Raw genomic sequence first — 16,057 nt, forward strand, 5'->3', positions numbered from 1 at the left:
CGGAACGGGAAATTCATGCGTATCGCGGCGACGGGCCTGGCTTTGGCACTGGTGGCGCTTGCTGCCGTGCCGGCGCGCGCCCAGGTGTCGCCGCAGGTCAACCCCGGCCTGATCGAACAGAATATCGAGCGTCAGCGTCAACGTATCGAGCAGCAGGAACAGGCACCGCGGCAGCAGGGGCCTGCCGTCGTCGGCCCCGGGCGGGCGCCCGCTGTGCAGATTCCCGGTGGCGGTCAGACCTTCCTACTGCGCAAGGTGATCTTCGATTCGTCTAAATTCATCACGGCTGAAGAACTCGATGCCGTCGCGGCGAAGTATATCGGCCGCCGCGTCGATATCGCCACGCTTCAGGCCCTGGTCGCCGACGTCAACGCCATCTACGTCGCCCGCGGCATCGTCACCGCCATTGCCATCCTGCCGCCGCAGACGGCCGACAAAGGCATCATCAAGATCAAGCTGACCGAGGGCCGGCTGCAGAAGTCGTCGGTCATCGGTAATCAGCAGACTCGCGAAAGCTATATCCGTAGCAGCGTCGATCCGCCGTCCGGCGACGTGCTCGACGTGCCGAAGCTCAATCAGGATGTCGTGCGCTTCAACCGCACCAACGAAGTCCAACTGCGCGCGCTGCTGCAGCCCGGCACCGACTTCGGCCTGACCGACCTGCAACTCGCTGTCACCGAACCGCCGGTCAATACGCTGCAGGTCTTTGCCGATAACCAGGGCGTCAAGACCACCGGACGCAATGAAGCCGGTATTTATTACAAGCGTCATGGTTTGCTCGGCTTTGACGATCGCTTCACGTTCTACGGTGTGAAGTCGAAGGGCAACATCAACGGCAATGTCGCCTTCAACGTGCCATTCAATCCGTGGGGCGGCCGGATCGGCCTGAGCTACACGCAGGGCCGCATCAAGATCGTACAGGGTCAGTTCGAGAGCCTTGATGTCACCGGCACCTCGAACCAGACTTCGCTGAACATTTCGCAGCCTTTCTGGAACAACGACGTCTGGATGCTGCAGGCGACCGGCGCCTACGGCTACGGCAATTCGGAGAGCGATTTCGCGGCTGTGCCGGTGTCGAAGAGCCGCTATTCGAAGGCGACGGGCGGTTTGTCGCTGTCGGCGCAGGCCGCCAGTTACAGCCTTACGATTTCGCCGGCGGTCAATGGTATCAACTGGCACGATAAAATTCTCGGTGGCGAGCGTAGCTTCACCACGTTGACCGGTTCGTTCTACGGCAGCCTGCAACTGCCGGCGCAGATGAGCGCCGTACTCGTTGGTAGTGGGCAATATACCGGGGACAAGCTGTTGCCGGGCGATCAGCTGTTCTCCGTCGGCGGGCCGACCACGGTGCGCGGCTATCCGACCAATGCCTCCTCGGGCGACAGTGGTTACTACTTCAATGCCGAGCTGCACCGGAACATGTCGGACCTGGTCAAGGGCCTCGACATCTTTGCGTTCATCGACAGCGGCGCGGTGTTCTCGACGTTCCCGGCGATCACCCAACTCGATTCCGCCGGCGCCGGTCTGTCATGGACGCCGCATGCGGCGATCACCTTCGAAGCCAGCGTCGGCGTGCCGTGGCGCACGGTCGTCGTCGGCCAGCCTCGCAGCGATTTTTACGGCCGCGTCACGCTGCGGCCCTTGCAACTTTTGTAAACCGGCCCTGCGTACCGCGCGACGCGGGTAGGGGCCTCATGGAGAGCACAATGAAAGCAACCGCATCTATCAACCGTATCAAGCTCGCGGGCGTTGTCGTCGCCGCCGCGCTGCTGGCGAGCCAGGGCTCGGCTCTGAGCCAGGGCACCAAGAAGGATCAGCCGCCGGCGCCACCGGCGGGCGCCTCAGGCGTGATGTCGACCTCATCCGCCAATGTGGAAGGTTTCCGCTCGGCGAAGTTCGGCACGAGCGAGGCCGACGTGAAGGCCGCGATCACCAAAGACTTTGGCGTCAAGGCCGATGCCATTCGCGAACAGCCCAATGCCGGCGAGCGTACCAAGGCGCTGGTCGTCAAGGTGCCGGACCTGTTGCCGGGCGGCGGCGCCGCCGAAGTGTCTTACGTGTTCGGCTACCAGAGCAAGAAGCTGATTCAGGTGTCGGTGTCGTGGTCGAAGGCGACTGACGACAAGATGACGCCGGAGCAGCTGTTCTCGAATTCGAGCGTGCTGCGCTCGCACTTCATGAGCGAAGGCTTCCGGCCCGATACTGTCGCGACCAACATGCCGATCAATAACGGCCTCCTGATGTTCCGTGGCAGCGATGCCAAGGACCGCACCGCAATCCTGCTGTTGCAGGGCACGTTCAGCCAGGGCGAGAACAACCAGCGGATTCTGACGCCGGGCAGCTTGATGCTGTTCTACATTGCCGACGCCAAGACGCCGGACATCTACCGCCTGCCGCCGGGCTCGTTCTGATCTCGCCGACGACGGAATGAAAAACGGCCCGGTAGCATGTACCGGGCCGTTTTTATTGGATCGCCGTTTGCGTGAAGGGGCTAGCGTCCCTGATAGGACGGCGTGCGCACGATCAGGCCGTCGAGGGCCTCGGTCACTGTGATCTGGCACGATAACCGCGAATTGGCGCGGACGTCGAAGGCGGCGTCCAGCTCGGCATCCTCGGACGGCGAGGGCGGACCGACGCGCTCAACCCAGGCTTCATCGACATAGACGTGGCAGGTGGCGCAGGTGCAGCCGCCGCCGCATTCGGCGACGATGCTGCTGATGTCGTTACGCAGCGCCGTCTCCATGACCGAAGCGCCGAGTTCGGCCTCGACCTCGTGAATACTGCCGTCGTGTTCGATAAAGGTGATCTTGGGCATGATGTCTGTTCGTTGATGCGCGCTCAGGCGACGCCGAGTTTCTTCTGCAGGCTGGTGGACGATGTCGTGTACTGGAACACGAGACGCTTTTCCGGGTGGACGTAGTGGTGCGCCCGGTGCGCCATCAGTGCGCCCTCGTGGAAGCCGGATAGAATCAGCTTCAGCTTGCCGGGATAGGTATTGATGTCACCGATGGCGAAGATGCCGTGTCGGTTGGTCTCGAAGGTCGAGACGTCGACCTTGACGAGCTCGTCGTCCATGTCGAGCTTCCAATCCGAGATCGGGCCGAGCTTCATGGTCAGGCCGAAGAAGGGCAGCATGGCGTCGCAGGCGACGCGGTCGAGCTTGCCGTCCTTGTCCTTGACCGAAATGGCTTCGAGCTGGCCGTCGCCGCCTTCGAGCGAAGCAATCTGGCCGATCCGGAGGTCCATGCTGCCGGACGCAACCAGGCTGCGCATCTTGTTGACGCTGTCGGGCGCGCCGCGGAAGTCGTCGCGGCGGTGGACGAGCGTCACGCGCTTGGCGATGGGGTGCAGATTGAGCGTCCAGTCGAGGGCGCTATCGCCGCCGCCGACGATGACGATGTTCTTGTCGCGGAAGGCATCCATCTTGCGCACCGCATAGAACACCGACTTTTCCTCGTAAGGCTCGATGCCCTCGATCGGCGGCCGCTTCGGCTGGAAGGAGCCGCCGCCGGCGGCGATGACGACCACCTTGGTCTCGAAGGTTTTGCCGGCGGTGGTGGTGACGCGGTACAGCGGGTCGCCGATATTCTCGATGCCCGTCACCATCTCGCCGAGATGGAAGGTGGGATTGAACGGCTTGATCTGCGCCATCAGCGACTGGGTCAGGCCCTGGCCGGTGATCTCGGGGATACCGGGAATGTCGTAGATCGGCTTCTCCGGATAGAGCTCGGCACACTGGCCGCCGACCTTGTCGAGAATGTCCACAAGGTGCGCCTTGATGTCCAGAAGGCCCAGTTCGAACACGGCGAACAGGCCGCAGGGGCCGGCGCCGACGATGAGGACGTCGGTCTTGATGGTTTCGCTCATCAGATTCTCATCCGGCGATGGCCGGCTCCTTGCTTCGCACGGGCGGCGCGATGACGCGCAACAGCTCGCCGAGATTTTGCTCGGGCGTCTTGCCCGTGGTGGTGACGGTCGCTTCCGCTCTGGCATAGAGCGGTTCGCGGCTCTTGAGAATAGAAATCAGGTCGTCCATGGCGCGCGCCGAATTGGCCATCGGCCGCATGTCGCCCTGCGCCATTACGCGTTTCATGTGCTCGGCCGGCTCAGCACGGACCCAGACCGTGAAACACGATGACAGCAGCATTTCCAGCGTGCCCGGCTCCGTGACGATTGAACCCGACGTGGCAACGACAAATGCCTCGTGTCGGTTGAGGATATCGTCGAGCGCCTCGCGCTCGGCGCGCCGGAATGCTTCCTGGCCGAACATGTCGAAGATCTCGCCGAGCGAAGCGCCGGCGCGGCGTTCGATCTCGCGGTTGAGTTCGACGAAGGGCACGCCAAGTTGCTCGGCGAGCAGCATGCCGAGGGTCGATTTGCCGCCGCCGCGCAGGCCGATGAGCGCAATGCGCCGCCGGCGCGCCGGATCGTCGGCGCCGGCCGCACGGAAGCGGTCGCTGAGCAGCCGCCGGGCCTCGCCGAGTTCGGCGGGCGACAGCCGCTCGAGGAATTGCGAGAGCAGGACGAAATCGAGCGGCGGATCGCTGCCGTCATGGACGAGTTGCGTCACCGGCAGGCCGATGGCGCGGGCGATCCGACGCAAGAGGACGATGGAACAGTTGCCAAGGCCGGACTCGAGCTGTGCGATATAGCGTTCCGATACCTTGGCCTGACGCGCCAGAACCTTGCGCGACATGCCGCGCTGATTGCGCAGCATGCGCACTCGTTCGCCGAGCCGACGCAGGTAAGCATCGGATTCGCGTGGGAGTTTCCTCGTCTCGGCTTGTGGGGAGGCCGGTTTCATGGCCTCTGCTTACCATGCAATATAATGCCGATGCAATGGAGTTTGCGAATTATTGTGAACTAAAGTATTGCCGCTAGGGGGCCGCACTGCTAACAATATGCATAATAATGCATATGGCACCGCCGCCCAGGGAAGACACGCCGGGATGACCGACACCACCGATCGTTGCATTGTCGATTACCGCACCGACCCGTCGCGCTATCGCCACTGGCGTATCGAGATCGATGGCAATATCGCCAATCTGGTCATGGACGTCGATCCGGCCGGCGGCCTGCGGCCCGACTATGAACTCAAGCTCAATTCCTACGACCTCGGCGTCGATATCGAATTGAACGATGCCGTGCAGCGGCTGCGCTTCGAGCATCCCGAAGTGCAGGCAGTCGTCATCAAGTCCGGCAAAGAGAATGTATTCTGCGCCGGCGCCAATATCCGGATGCTCGGCAAGTCGTCGCATCAGTGGAAGGTGAACTTCTGCAAGTTCACCAACGAGACGCGGCTCGCCATCGAAGACGCCAGCGCCAACTCCGGCCAGACATACATGGCCGCTGTCAGTGGCGCCTGCGCTGGCGGTGGCTATGAATTGGCGCTCGCCGCCGAGCACATTATGCTGATCGACGATCGACGTTCCGCGGTGTCGCTGCCGGAGACGCCGCTGCTCGCGGTGCTACCCGGCACCGGCGGGCTCACCCGCGTCACCGACAAGCGCAAGGTTCGCCGTGACCGCGCCGACTTCTTCTGCGCCACAGAAGAGGGCCTGCGCGGCGCCAAGGCCGTCGAATGGAAGCTGGTCGACGAAGCGGTGCCGCCGTCGAAGTGGCAGGATGCAGTCAAGGCGCGCGCCGCCGCGATCGCCGCGCAGTCCGATCGTCCCGCCAATGGCAAAGGCATCGCACTGACGCCGCTCTCGCGTACCATTGCCGACAGCCGCGTCAGCTATTCGCATGTCGAAGTGGAGATCGAGCGCGACAAATCCATCGCCACCATCATCGTCAAGGCGCCGGCCGAAGCCGCGCCAGCGTCGGTCGAGGCCGTGCATCAGAAAGGCGCGGCGTTCTGGCCGCTGGCCATGGCGCGCGAACTCGAAGACGCCATCCTGCACCTGCGCACCAACGAGCCGACCATCAATCTCGTCGTGCTCAAGACCGAGGGCGACGCCAGGGCAGTGCTGAACCATGACGAGGTGCTGCTCAACGGCCATAACGATTGGTTGCTGCGCGAGATCCGTCACTACGTGAAGCGCGTGTTCAAGCGGCTCGACGTGACACCGAAAACGCTGATGGCCTTGGTCGAGCCGGGCTCGTGCTTTGCCGGCACGCTCGCCGAACTGGTCTTCGTTGCTGACCGCTCGGCCATGCTGATCGGCACACGCGAAGGCGACAACCGCGCACCGGCGGCGATCACGCTCGGCAAAGCCAATTTCGGGCCCTATCCGATGGGCAACGACCTGACGCGGCTGCAGACGCGTTTTCTTGACGATGACGTGTCGATCAAGGCTGCGGAAGCGAAGATCGGAGAGCCGCTCGAGGCCGAGGAAGCGCTCGATCTCGGGCTTGTCACGTTCGGTTATGAGGATTTCGACTGGGACGACGAACTACGCGTGATGATGGAAGAGCGCGCCTCGTTCTCGCCAGATGCGCTGACCGGGCTCGAAGCCAACCTGCGCTTTGCCGGCCCTGAGACCATGGAAACGAAAATCTTCGGCCGGCTGACGGCCTGGCAGAACTGGATCTTCCAGCGGCCCAACGCCATCGGCGAGCAGGGCGCGCTGAAGCTCTACGGCAGTGGTGTCAAGCCGACTTTCAATAAAGAGCGCGTGTGAGGATGCGCGCCCGGGAAAAGTGGATAGGAAACAGCCCATGAACATCGTCAATGTCGACTACGACGGCCTGATCCCGAACAATGTCGGCCTCAACTCTGATGCGCGCGTCAAGCGTGCGCTGGAAAAGTGGCACCCCGGCTATATCAACTGGTGGAACGACATGGGGCCCGACGGCTTCCAGGAAGCGCTGGTTTACCTGCGTACCGCGGTGTCGGTCGATCCGAAGGGCTGGGCCAAGTTCGATTATGTGCGCATGCCCGAGTATCGGTGGGGCATTCTGTTGGCGCCGCAGGTCGAAGACCGCAAGATTCCGTTCGGCGCGCATAAGGGCGAAAAGGCCTGGCAGGAAGTGCCGGGCGAATATCGCGCGCTGCTGCGCCGCCTGATCGTTATCCAAGGTGACACGGAGCCAGCCTCGGTCGAGCAACAGCGCCATCTCGGCAAGACTGCGCCGTCGCTCTACGACCTGCGCAACCTGTTTCAGGTCAACGTCGAAGAGGGCCGTCACCTGTGGGCGATGGTCTATTTGCTGCACAAGTATTTCGGCAGCGAAGGCCGCGACGAGGCTGACGCGCTGCTGGAGCGTCGCTCGGGCGATGCCGATACGCCGCGCATGCTGGGCGCCTTCAATGAGAAGACGCCGGACTGGCTGTCGTTCTTCATGTTCACCTACTTCACCGACCGCGATGGCAAGATGCAGCTCGAGGCGCAGGCTCAATCCGGCTTCGATCCCTTGTCGCGCACCTGTCGCTTCATGCTGACCGAAGAGGCGCACCACATGTTCGTCGGCGAGACCGGCGTCACCCGCGTGATCGAGCGCACCTGCGAAGCGATGAAGAATGCCGGCATCGACGATCCGAACGACGTCGCGGCCGTGCGCAAGCTCGGCGTCATTGACCTGCCGACCGTCCAGAAGAAGCTGAACCTGCACTGTTCCTTGTCGCTCGACCTGTTCGGTAACGAGATTTCGACTAACGCCGCCAATGCGTTCCATTCGGGCATCAAGGGCCGCTTCCGCGAGGAGCGCCTGACCGGCGACGACCACAAACTGGAGAACGACTTCTATCCGGTGCTCCGGCTCAAGGACGGGCTGCTGATGAACGAGAACGCGCCGGCGCTGTCGGCGCTCAACATGCGGCTGCGCGACGATTACTTGAAGGACTGTGAACTCGGCGTGTCGCGCTGGAACAAGGTCATCGAGCAGTATGGCATCCGATATCAGATGAAACTGCCGCACCAGGCGTTCCACCGCCAAATCGGCGAGTTCTCCAAGATCAAGGCCGATCCGGCGGGCAACATTCTCGACGAGGTGGCCTGGACCAAGGCCAAGGACAATTATCTGCCGAACGACAATGACCGCGTCTATATCGAGAGCCTGATGCAGCCCGTGATGGAGCCCGGTAAGTTCGCTTCTTGGATCGCGCCGCCCAAGGTCGGCATCGACAACAAGGCGGGCGATTTCGAATATGTGAAGCTGGCGTAGGAGTCTGACGCGCAGAAATCAACGATGTCATGGCCGGGCTTGACCCGGCCATCCCGCTTATAAAGGCACGGTGCCTGTCCAAGCGGGATCACCGGGACAGGCCCGGTGATGACAGTCTTGAGGTTCGTCCCTTACCCAAACGCCTTGATCACCTCATCCGGTATCGCCGACGTTTTGATGCGCTCGGGATCGTCCGGGTGCTTGATCGCCCAGACGCGGGTTTCGGTGCCCTCATTGCGCAGGTCGCCGCCGAGCAGGATCTTGTGCTCGACCACGAAGCTGGAGCGGCGGAATTCGGCGACCCGCGACACGATCTCGATGTCGTCGCCATATTTGACCGGCTTCATGAAATTGGCGCCGGCATCGACCAGTGCGATGCCGATAATGCCGAAACGCTCATTGATGTCGTGAACCTTCACCCCGGTGGCCGCTTCGAACAGCAGCCAGGTATTGGCGTCGAAATAGGTGAAGAATTTCGGGTTGAAGACAATGCCGGCCGGGTCGCAGTCGCCCCACGGTACGACGAAGGAGCGGCGGTAGGTGAAGGACGTCACACGAAATCTCCGGCTTGAGGAGCGGCGATTGTAGAGGCTTAGCCGCGCCGTTTCGAGGCCTTGGCGCCGCCTTTCTTGGGGCGTGGGTCAGGCCATTCGATCCGGTTGTGGGCGTCACGCTCGAACGCGGTCGAGCGGCGCTGCCGCTTCAGTGCGGCTTTCGGCGCAATCGGCAAATGCGGGGCCTCGTCCAGCGCCAGCATCAACCAGTCGAGGTCCTCGAGCGGTGTCAGCCAGCGCTCCGGCGCGTAGCGCGTCAAGGCGTAAGGCCGCGAATACTCAAGCAGCGATTTCTTGCCGCCCGGCAGGCAGTACTCATGGACATAGGACATGACCAGCTCGCGCGGGCTGCGATAGACCGGGTCGCGCCAGCGCAGCACCGGGTGGTTGGTCTTGCTGATCGCGCCCCACAGGCCGCGTTCCTTGAAGACGGTGATGATGTGATCGTAGTCGCTCGGCAGCGCCCGCAGGTCGATGAGCCATGACGGCCTGCCATGGAAGGCCAGCGCGGCCACGGCGAAGACCGCGCCTTCCGAGCAATGCGCCACTTTCGCTTGCAGCATCCGCCGTGGCGACATCGCAGTGTCGCCGTCGAGGCCGAAATTGGCCGGCATCTTGTCAAGGAATGTCTGGATCTTGTGTGGCGTATCGAGCCGCGCAAACAGCCGCCGCTCGGCGGGCGTCAGCAGGCTCTTGATCCGATTGCGGGTGGCGGGCGTGACCATCGCCGGCCAATCTAGGCGATTCGGCGCGGCGCCGTTGCGTCAGCGCCGGGCCTCGCGCCGCTCACGCAGCGGCGGGGGCCGCACGACACGGCGCGGCGCGCTGCTCGGCCTGACCTGCGGCATCGGCACATCCTGCTCCTGCGCCTGGGCATGGGCGGCAATGGCCGGTGCTTCGGCCCGCGGCGACGGGCTCGGTACCGGCACATCGACCTTGGCTTCGGGCTTTACGGGCGCAGCCGGCGCCAGCAGCGCCGGGCTCGGCGGCGGGAAGGTGTCCGGCGAATAGGCGTAGCTGTTGTAGCGGTTGTTGCGGATCGGCTGGCTGGCATCGCGGATGATGCGGTCGCCCTCACGGCGGTTCTCGTAAGCGACGCCGCGGCCGGAGAACGAGACCGCATAAGACGGCCGCTCCTCGATGGTCGCGTCTGCAGCCGAGACGGTGCGGTCGAAATCGCGCCGGTCGGGACTGAGGCCGCGATCGAGGAAAGCCGAGGCGAAGTTCGGGTTGAATTTGATCGCCTGGTTCATGTCGCGGCTGGAGCGGTCGAAGTCGCGCGTGTCGTAATAGGCGAAACCGCGGTTGTAGAGCGCCAGCGCGTAATTGGGGTCGATCGCAAGCGCCGCGTTGTAGTCGGCGATGGCGCGGTCCATGTCGCGTTTGTTGCGGTAAGAAAAGCCGCGGTTGTTCAGCGCGCGCGCGTTCTTCGGCTCGAGCTTGATGGCCTGGGCGAAGTTGGCGATCGCCTCGTCGAAATTGCCCTTGCTGTCATACGCGAGGCCGCGGCCATTGTAGGTGTCGGCCAAGCCGGCATTGAGCTTGATGGCCGCATCATAGTCGGCAATGGCCCGGTCGTAGTCACGCTTGTCAGTATAGGCACCGGCGCGGTTGTAGAATGCCAGCGCATAATTGGCGTCGCGCTTGATCGCCTCGCCGAAGTCGGCAATGGCGCGGTCGTTATCGCCTTTGTGGCGCAGCGCGAATCCTCGGTTGTTGTAGGCGAGCGTGTTACCGGCATCGAGCTTCAGGGCGACGTCAAAATCGGCAATGGCGGCGTCGAACTCGCCGCGCAGGCCGCGCGTGGTGCCGCGGTCGGTGAAGGCGGCCGAAGATTTTCCGTCGAGCTTCACCGCCTGGTCGAAGTCGGCGAAGGCGCGCTCGATGTCGCCTTTCATGCGGAAGGCGCGGCCGCGGCTCTGATAGGCCAGCGCATTCTTCGGCTCGATGCGGATTGCTTGGCTGAAATCATTGACGGCGCGGTCGAGGTCGCCCTTGTCGCGGAGGGTGACGGCACGGCGGTAATAGACGTCGGCGACGTTGGCGTCATAGCGCAGCGACTCGGTAAAGTCGGCGATGGCGCGATCGAGATCGCGGCGCGCATAATGGACGGTACCACGCTGGGCATAAGCGAGCGCGAATTTGCCATCGAGCTTGATGGCTTCGCCGAAGTCGGCAGTGGCTCGCTCAAGATCGTTCTTGAGCCGGTAGGCGATGCCGCGGTTATAGAACGCGAGCGCGTTGGTGCGGTCGTGTTTGATGGCTTCGCTGAGGTCGACAATGGCGCGATCGGCATCGCCCATGGCGCCGTAGGACAGGCCACGATCGTAATAAGCGAGTGCATAGTCGGACTTGAGCTTGAGAGCCGCGTCGAAATCGGCGATGGCACGCTGGAAGTCGCGCTTGAATTCGTACGCATTGCCACGGTTGTAGTAGGCGACCGCGTAGGCCGGGTTCAGCCTGATCGCCTGCTCGAAGCTGGCGATGGCCTGGTCGATCTGGTTCCGGTCGCGCTGCGCCAGGCCGCGATTGTAGAAGGCGAAGCTGTTGGTCGGATCCAGCTTCACGGCCTGCTCGAAGTCGGCGAGCGCGCGGTCGTTGTCGCCACGCGCGCCGTAAGCGACGCCGCGATCGTTGTAACCTTGGGCGTAGCCCGGGGTGACCTTGATGGCCTGGGTCAGGTCGGCGATGGCGCGGTCGAAGTCGCGGCTGTTGGCGAAGGCGTTGCCGCGGTTGTTCAGCGCCGCGGTGTCGGCCGGCGACAGCTTCAGCGCGCTGGAATAATCGGCGGCGGCGCCGGCATAGTCGCTCTTGTCGTATTTGGCGTTGCCGCGGTTGTAGAAGGCGGCGGCGTAATTGCCGTTCAGCTTCACCGACTGATCGTAGTCGGCGACCGCCTTGTCGAGTTCACCCTTGGCGGCGCGGACGATGGCGCGGTTATTGTACAGTGGCGCATATTGCGGATCGAGCGCGATGGCCTGATCGAAATCGGCAATGGCGCGATCGGTCTCGCCCTTGATGCCGTAGACAATGCCGCGGTCGTTGAAGGCGGTTGCCTGGCCGGGGCTCAGCCGGATCGCCTGTGTCAGGTCGACGAGGGCCTTGTCGTAGTCGCCCTTGCTGGCCAGTGCATAGCCGCGCGCCGAATAGGCGGCGGCGAGCCTGCCGTCGATCGCGAGCGCCTGATTGTAGTTCTGGATGGCGCGGTCGAAGTCGTTCTTCTCCTGGAACGCCGTGCCGAGATTGTAGAAGGCCTGCGCGTTCTTCGGGTCGAGCTTCACGGTCTGCTCGAAATCGGCGATGGCCCGATCGAAGGACTCACGGTCGTAATGGGCGACGCCGCGGTCGAAATAGGCGAGCGCGTCCTTCGGATTGAGCTTGAGGGCGGCGTCGTAACTGGCGATGGCCTTGTCGATGTCGCGTTTTTGGTACCAGGCATTGCCGCGATTGTAGTAGGCCGCGGAGAAATTCGGGTTGATCTTGAGCGCGCGGTCGAAGTCGGCAATCGCGCGGTCCTGTTCCTTGCGGGCGGCGAACGCGATACCGCGGTCGTTATAGGCCAGTGCGAAGATCGGGCTGGCCTTCAGCCGGGTCTCGGTGTCCTCGACATCGCGGTCATAGCCGCGCTGGCCGCGGATGTCGTTGCCGCGCGGGCTGGAGGCGATGGAATAACCTGGGCTTAGCCGCGTCGCCGCCTCGAAATCGGCAATCGCGTGTTCGTAGTCGCGCTTTTCGTAATAGACCACGCCGCGGTCGTGCAGGGCATAGGCGTCCTTGGCATCGATCTTGAGGGCGCGGTCGAAGTCGGCGAAGGCGCGGTCGGCATCACCCTTGTCGGCATAGGCATTGGCGCGATTGTAGAAAGCCGTAGCATAGCTGTCATTGAGCTTGATGGCCTCGCCGAAGTCGGCGATGGCGCGATCGGTGTCGCCTTTGCCGCGCCAGGCGACGCCGCGATTGTTGAAGGCGACGGCGTTCTTCGGGTCGAGCTTGAGCGCCGCGTCGAAGTCGGCAATGGCGCGATCGGTGTCGCCTTTGGCGCCGTAGGCGATGCCGCGGTCGTAATAGGCACGCACCGAGTTCGGATTGAGCTTGATTGCCTGTGTCAGGTCGCCGATAGCGCGGTCATAGTCGCGCTTGTCGTAATAGGCGATGGCGCGGTTGGAGAAGGCCATGGCGAAGTTCGGGTCGATCTTCGCGGCCTGGCTGAAGTCGGCGATGGCGCGGTCGCGCTCGCCGCGCGCGCGCCAGGCGATGCCACGGCCGTTATAGGCCGCCGCCAGCGAACCATCGAGTTTGATGGCCTGACTGAGATCGGCGATGGCGCGGTCGTAGTCCGGCTTGCCGGTGAAAGCGAGGCCGCGCGCCAGATAGGCCTGTGCATTGCCGGGATTGAGGCGGATCACCTGGTCGAGATCGCGGATGGCGCGCTCGTGATAGCCCGCCGCCTGCAGTGTTTCGCCACGGTTGAGCAGCGCGGCCGCGAAGCCGGAATTGATGGTGACGGCCTGGTCGAAATCCTTGAGCGCCTTTTCGGTCTGGCCCTTGGCCTTGTAGGCGAGGCCGCGGCTGTTATAGGCGAAATCGGAATGCGGGTCGGCGGCGATGGCGCGGTCGAAATCGGCAATGGCGCGGTCGATGTCGCCGCGGCTCTGATAGATGGCGCCGCGATTGGCGAGCGCCAGCGCGAAGGCCGGATCGAGCTTGATCGCCTGGTCGAGGTCGGCGAGCGCCTTGTTGAGATCGCCCTTGCGCTGCCAGAGCTGGGCGCGGCTGGTGAACACCCCTGCATAGTTCGGATTGAACTTGATCGCCTGCTCGTAGTCTTGCAGCGCGCGATCGACATTGCCGCGCAAGGCATAGGTATTGCCGCGCTCAGTGAAGGCGGCGCCGTATTTCGGATCGAGCTTGATTGCCAGATCGTAGTTGCCGATGGCGCGCTCGTAGTCACCTTTGCCCTGATAGGCATTGCCGCGATCGACATAAGCGGCGGTGAATTTCGGGTCCAGCCGCAGCGCCTGATCGAAATCGGCGATGGCGCGGTCGAAGTCCCGCCGCTCACGATAGGCGAGGCCCCGGGCGTGAGCGATGAGCGGGTCGCGCGGTTCGAGCTTGACGGCCTGAGACAGATCCGCAACGGCGCGTTCGTAGTCGCGCCGCTCGTAATGGGCCTTGCCGCGGTTGTAGTAGGCGGTGCCGAAGTTGGGATTGAGCTTGATCGCCTGCTCGTAGTCCTGGAAGGCGCGCTCATCCTCGTTCATCTGCTGATAGGCGAAAGCACGGCCGTTATAGGCCGCGGCGTTCTTCGGATCGAGCTTGATGGCTTGCGAGAAGTCGGCGGCGGCGGCCTTGAAGTCGCGCTTGTCCTGCAGCGCCAAACCGCGGTTGAAATAGGTGCCGGGATAGTTCGGGTTGACCTTGATCGCCTCGTTGAAGTCGGCAATGGCGCGATCATACTGGCGCTTCTTCTGGAAAGCGTCGCCGCGGTTGGCCAGGGCTGGCGCGTAAGTCGGATCGATGCGCAGCGCCGTGTCGAAGTCGGCGATGGCCCTGTCGCCGTCGCCCTTGGCACCATAGGCTAGGCCGCGCTGGTTCAGCGCGGCCGTATAGTCGGGCTTGATGTTGGTCGCCTGATTGAAGTCGGCAATGGCTCGGTCGTAATCACGCTTGTCGAACAGCGCGAAGCCGCGCTCATACCACGCCTGAGAATTCTTGGGATCGAGCTTCAGGGATTGATCGAAATCGGCCAGGCTGCGTTCGGTATCGCCGCGCGAACGGTAGGCGAGCCCGCGGTTGAAGTAGGCGAGGGCATTCTTGCCGTCGAGCTGGAGTGACTGGGTGAAATCGGCGATGGCGCGTTCGTCGCTGCCTTTGGCCTTCAGCGCCAGGCCGCGATTGTAAAACGCGCGCGCGTTCTTCGGGTCGATGCGGATCGAGCGGTCGAAATCGGCAACGGCGGCATCGTACTCGCCGCGCGCGATATAGACGACGCCGCGGTTGTAGTACGACAGGGAATCCTTCGGATCGAGCTTGATCGCCTGCGACAGGTCGCTCAGCGCACGGTCGTAATCGGCCTTGGCGAAATAGGAGACGCCGCGGTCGTAATAGGCCAGTGCATATTCGGCGTCGAGGCGGATCGCCTGATCGTAGTTGCGGATGGCGCGGTCGTAATCGGACTTGTCGTAATAGGCGTTGCCGCGATTGTAGAATGCCAGAACGTAATTCGGGTTCAGCAGCACCGCCTGATCGTAGTCCTTGATGGCGCGGTCGGTTTCACCGCGATTGCGGTAGGCAAGGCCACGGTTGTTGTAGGCAAAAGCGTCGCGCGGATCGAGCAGGATGGCCTGGTCGAAGTCCTGAATGGCGCGCTCAACCTGGCCTTTGGCGGCATAGGCGATGCCGCGGTCGTTCAGCGCTAGAATGAAGTCGGATTTCAGTTTGATCGCCTGATCGAAATCCTGAATGGCACGCTCGTAGTCGCGGATGTCGCGATAGGCGAGGCCGCGGCTGTGGAGCGCGACGGCGTCAGTGTTGTTGAGCTTGATTGCACGGTCGTAGTCGACGATGGCGCGATCAGGCTCGCCTTTGGCGCGATAAGCCATGCCGCGGTTGTAATAGGCGATATTGTCGTTGGCGTTCAGTTTAATCGCGGAATCGAGCGCGACAATCGAGGCGTCGTATTTGCGGCGGTCGTAATAGAGGTGGCTCAGTGTCTTGAGCGCGTCGCTATTGCGGGCGTCGTATTTGAGGGTCTGCTCAAGGTCCTGAATGGCGCGCTCGCTGTCGCCGCGGTCGCGCAAGGCCAATGCGCGTTGGTAGAGGGCTTCGGGATTCCTGGAATCGAGCCGGATCGCTTCGTCGAGGTCGCGAATGGCGCCTTCGGCGTCGCCCCGGGTGCGCTTGTCCTTGGCGCCGGCGAGAAGTTCTTCGGCCTTGCGCCGCTGGACGGCGCTGCGGTTCTTGACGAGCTTGGATTTGCTGGCTTGCGCGGCGGCGCGCTGCTTGGCGTTGCTCGATCCGTCAATGACGGCGTCGCAGGCCGCGATGCGCTGCTCGTTGGTGCCATCACCTTTGCCTTCGCACAGCTTGATCTGGTCGCGCGTAACCGCGTGCGCCGGCATCGCGACGAACGACGCGAAGGCAGCGACTGCAACCTTGATAAAGACGATGCGTGCTCCCCGAAGCATGTCGTCCTGTCCCATTCCTCCATCGAGAGCGTCGCCGGATGATTTTCCGGTTCGTCGCCGATTGGGGCGATCATGCAGGGAGATGGGGGCAGATGCGCGCACAAGCCTCGATTAACATTAATCCGTGCGCAGTGCGGGCGGTTAATACTAACGCGGCGAGCGGCGATGGAGAAACGAAAGCGCCGCGCTGGAAGCGCGGCGCAAGAAAGA

The 16,057-nt window shown here is 63.1% G+C and carries 10 protein-coding genes; 4 read left to right on the forward strand and 6 right to left on the reverse strand.

Features of this window, described 5'->3' with window-relative positions; all coding sequences use genetic code 11:
* Window positions 1–15 precede the first annotated feature (15 nt).
* Together DXH78_RS11085 and DXH78_RS11090 are read left to right on the forward strand one after the other, a co-directional pair.
* The gene (locus DXH78_RS11085) at window positions 16–1,656 is read left to right on the forward strand and encodes a ShlB/FhaC/HecB family hemolysin secretion/activation protein (RefSeq protein ID WP_115517084.1); all 1,641 of its coding nucleotides are present in this window, start codon (window positions 16–18) and stop codon (window positions 1,654–1,656) included.
* Between the two features lie 50 nt (window positions 1,657–1,706).
* Window positions 1,707–2,411, forward strand: a complete 705-nt coding sequence (locus DXH78_RS11090) for a hypothetical protein (protein WP_115517085.1) — start codon at window positions 1,707–1,709, stop codon at window positions 2,409–2,411.
* Between the two features lie 80 nt (window positions 2,412–2,491).
* On the opposite strand, the gene DXH78_RS11095 is transcribed toward DXH78_RS11090, so the two are convergent.
* The 3 genes from DXH78_RS11095 to DXH78_RS11105 are packed head-to-tail and all read right to left on the reverse strand — an operon-like array spanning window position 2,492 to window position 4,804.
* On the reverse strand, window positions 2,492–2,815 hold the full coding sequence (locus tag DXH78_RS11095; RefSeq protein ID WP_115517086.1) for a 2Fe-2S iron-sulfur cluster-binding protein: 324 nt from the start codon (window positions 2,813–2,815) through the stop codon (window positions 2,492–2,494).
* Between the two features lie 23 nt (window positions 2,816–2,838).
* Complete coding sequence (locus tag DXH78_RS11100) at window positions 2,839–3,867, reverse strand: NAD(P)/FAD-dependent oxidoreductase (RefSeq protein WP_115517087.1); 1,029 nt, start codon at window positions 3,865–3,867, stop codon at window positions 2,839–2,841.
* A 7-nt stretch (window positions 3,868–3,874) separates the two neighbouring features.
* Window positions 3,875–4,804, reverse strand: a complete 930-nt coding sequence (locus DXH78_RS11105; RefSeq protein WP_115517088.1) for a helix-turn-helix transcriptional regulator — start codon at window positions 4,802–4,804, stop codon at window positions 3,875–3,877.
* A gap of 145 nt (window positions 4,805–4,949) precedes the next feature.
* On the opposite strand from DXH78_RS11105, the gene boxC reads away from it, so the two are divergent.
* Window positions 4,950–6,623, forward strand: coding sequence for a 2,3-epoxybenzoyl-CoA dihydrolase (boxC, locus tag DXH78_RS11110; protein ID WP_115517089.1), 1,674 nt, complete (start codon window positions 4,950–4,952; stop codon window positions 6,621–6,623).
* Between the two features lie 37 nt (window positions 6,624–6,660).
* Window positions 6,661–8,106: a benzoyl-CoA 2,3-epoxidase subunit BoxB gene (gene boxB / locus DXH78_RS11115; RefSeq protein WP_115517090.1), complete on the forward strand. Its 1,446-nt coding sequence runs from the start codon at window positions 6,661–6,663 to the stop codon at window positions 8,104–8,106.
* 131 nt (window positions 8,107–8,237) lie between these two features.
* On the opposite strand, the gene DXH78_RS11120 is transcribed toward boxB, so the two are convergent.
* From DXH78_RS11120 to DXH78_RS11130, 3 genes are read right to left on the reverse strand one after another with little or no spacing between them, the layout of a single operon-like run.
* Complete coding sequence (locus DXH78_RS11120; RefSeq protein ID WP_115517091.1) at window positions 8,238–8,660, reverse strand: acyl-CoA thioesterase; 423 nt, start codon at window positions 8,658–8,660, stop codon at window positions 8,238–8,240.
* A gap of 38 nt (window positions 8,661–8,698) precedes the next feature.
* On the reverse strand, window positions 8,699–9,385 hold the full coding sequence (locus tag DXH78_RS11125; protein ID WP_115517092.1) for a hypothetical protein: 687 nt from the start codon (window positions 9,383–9,385) through the stop codon (window positions 8,699–8,701).
* Between the two features lie 39 nt (window positions 9,386–9,424).
* On the reverse strand, window positions 9,425–15,847 hold the full coding sequence (locus DXH78_RS11130) for a tetratricopeptide repeat protein (RefSeq protein WP_168192778.1): 6,423 nt from the start codon (window positions 15,845–15,847) through the stop codon (window positions 9,425–9,427).
* Window positions 15,848–16,057: the final 210 nt, after the last annotated feature.

The organism is Undibacter mobilis, assembly GCF_003367195.1.
Classification (GTDB): domain Bacteria; phylum Pseudomonadota; class Alphaproteobacteria; order Rhizobiales; family Xanthobacteraceae; genus Pseudolabrys; species Pseudolabrys mobilis.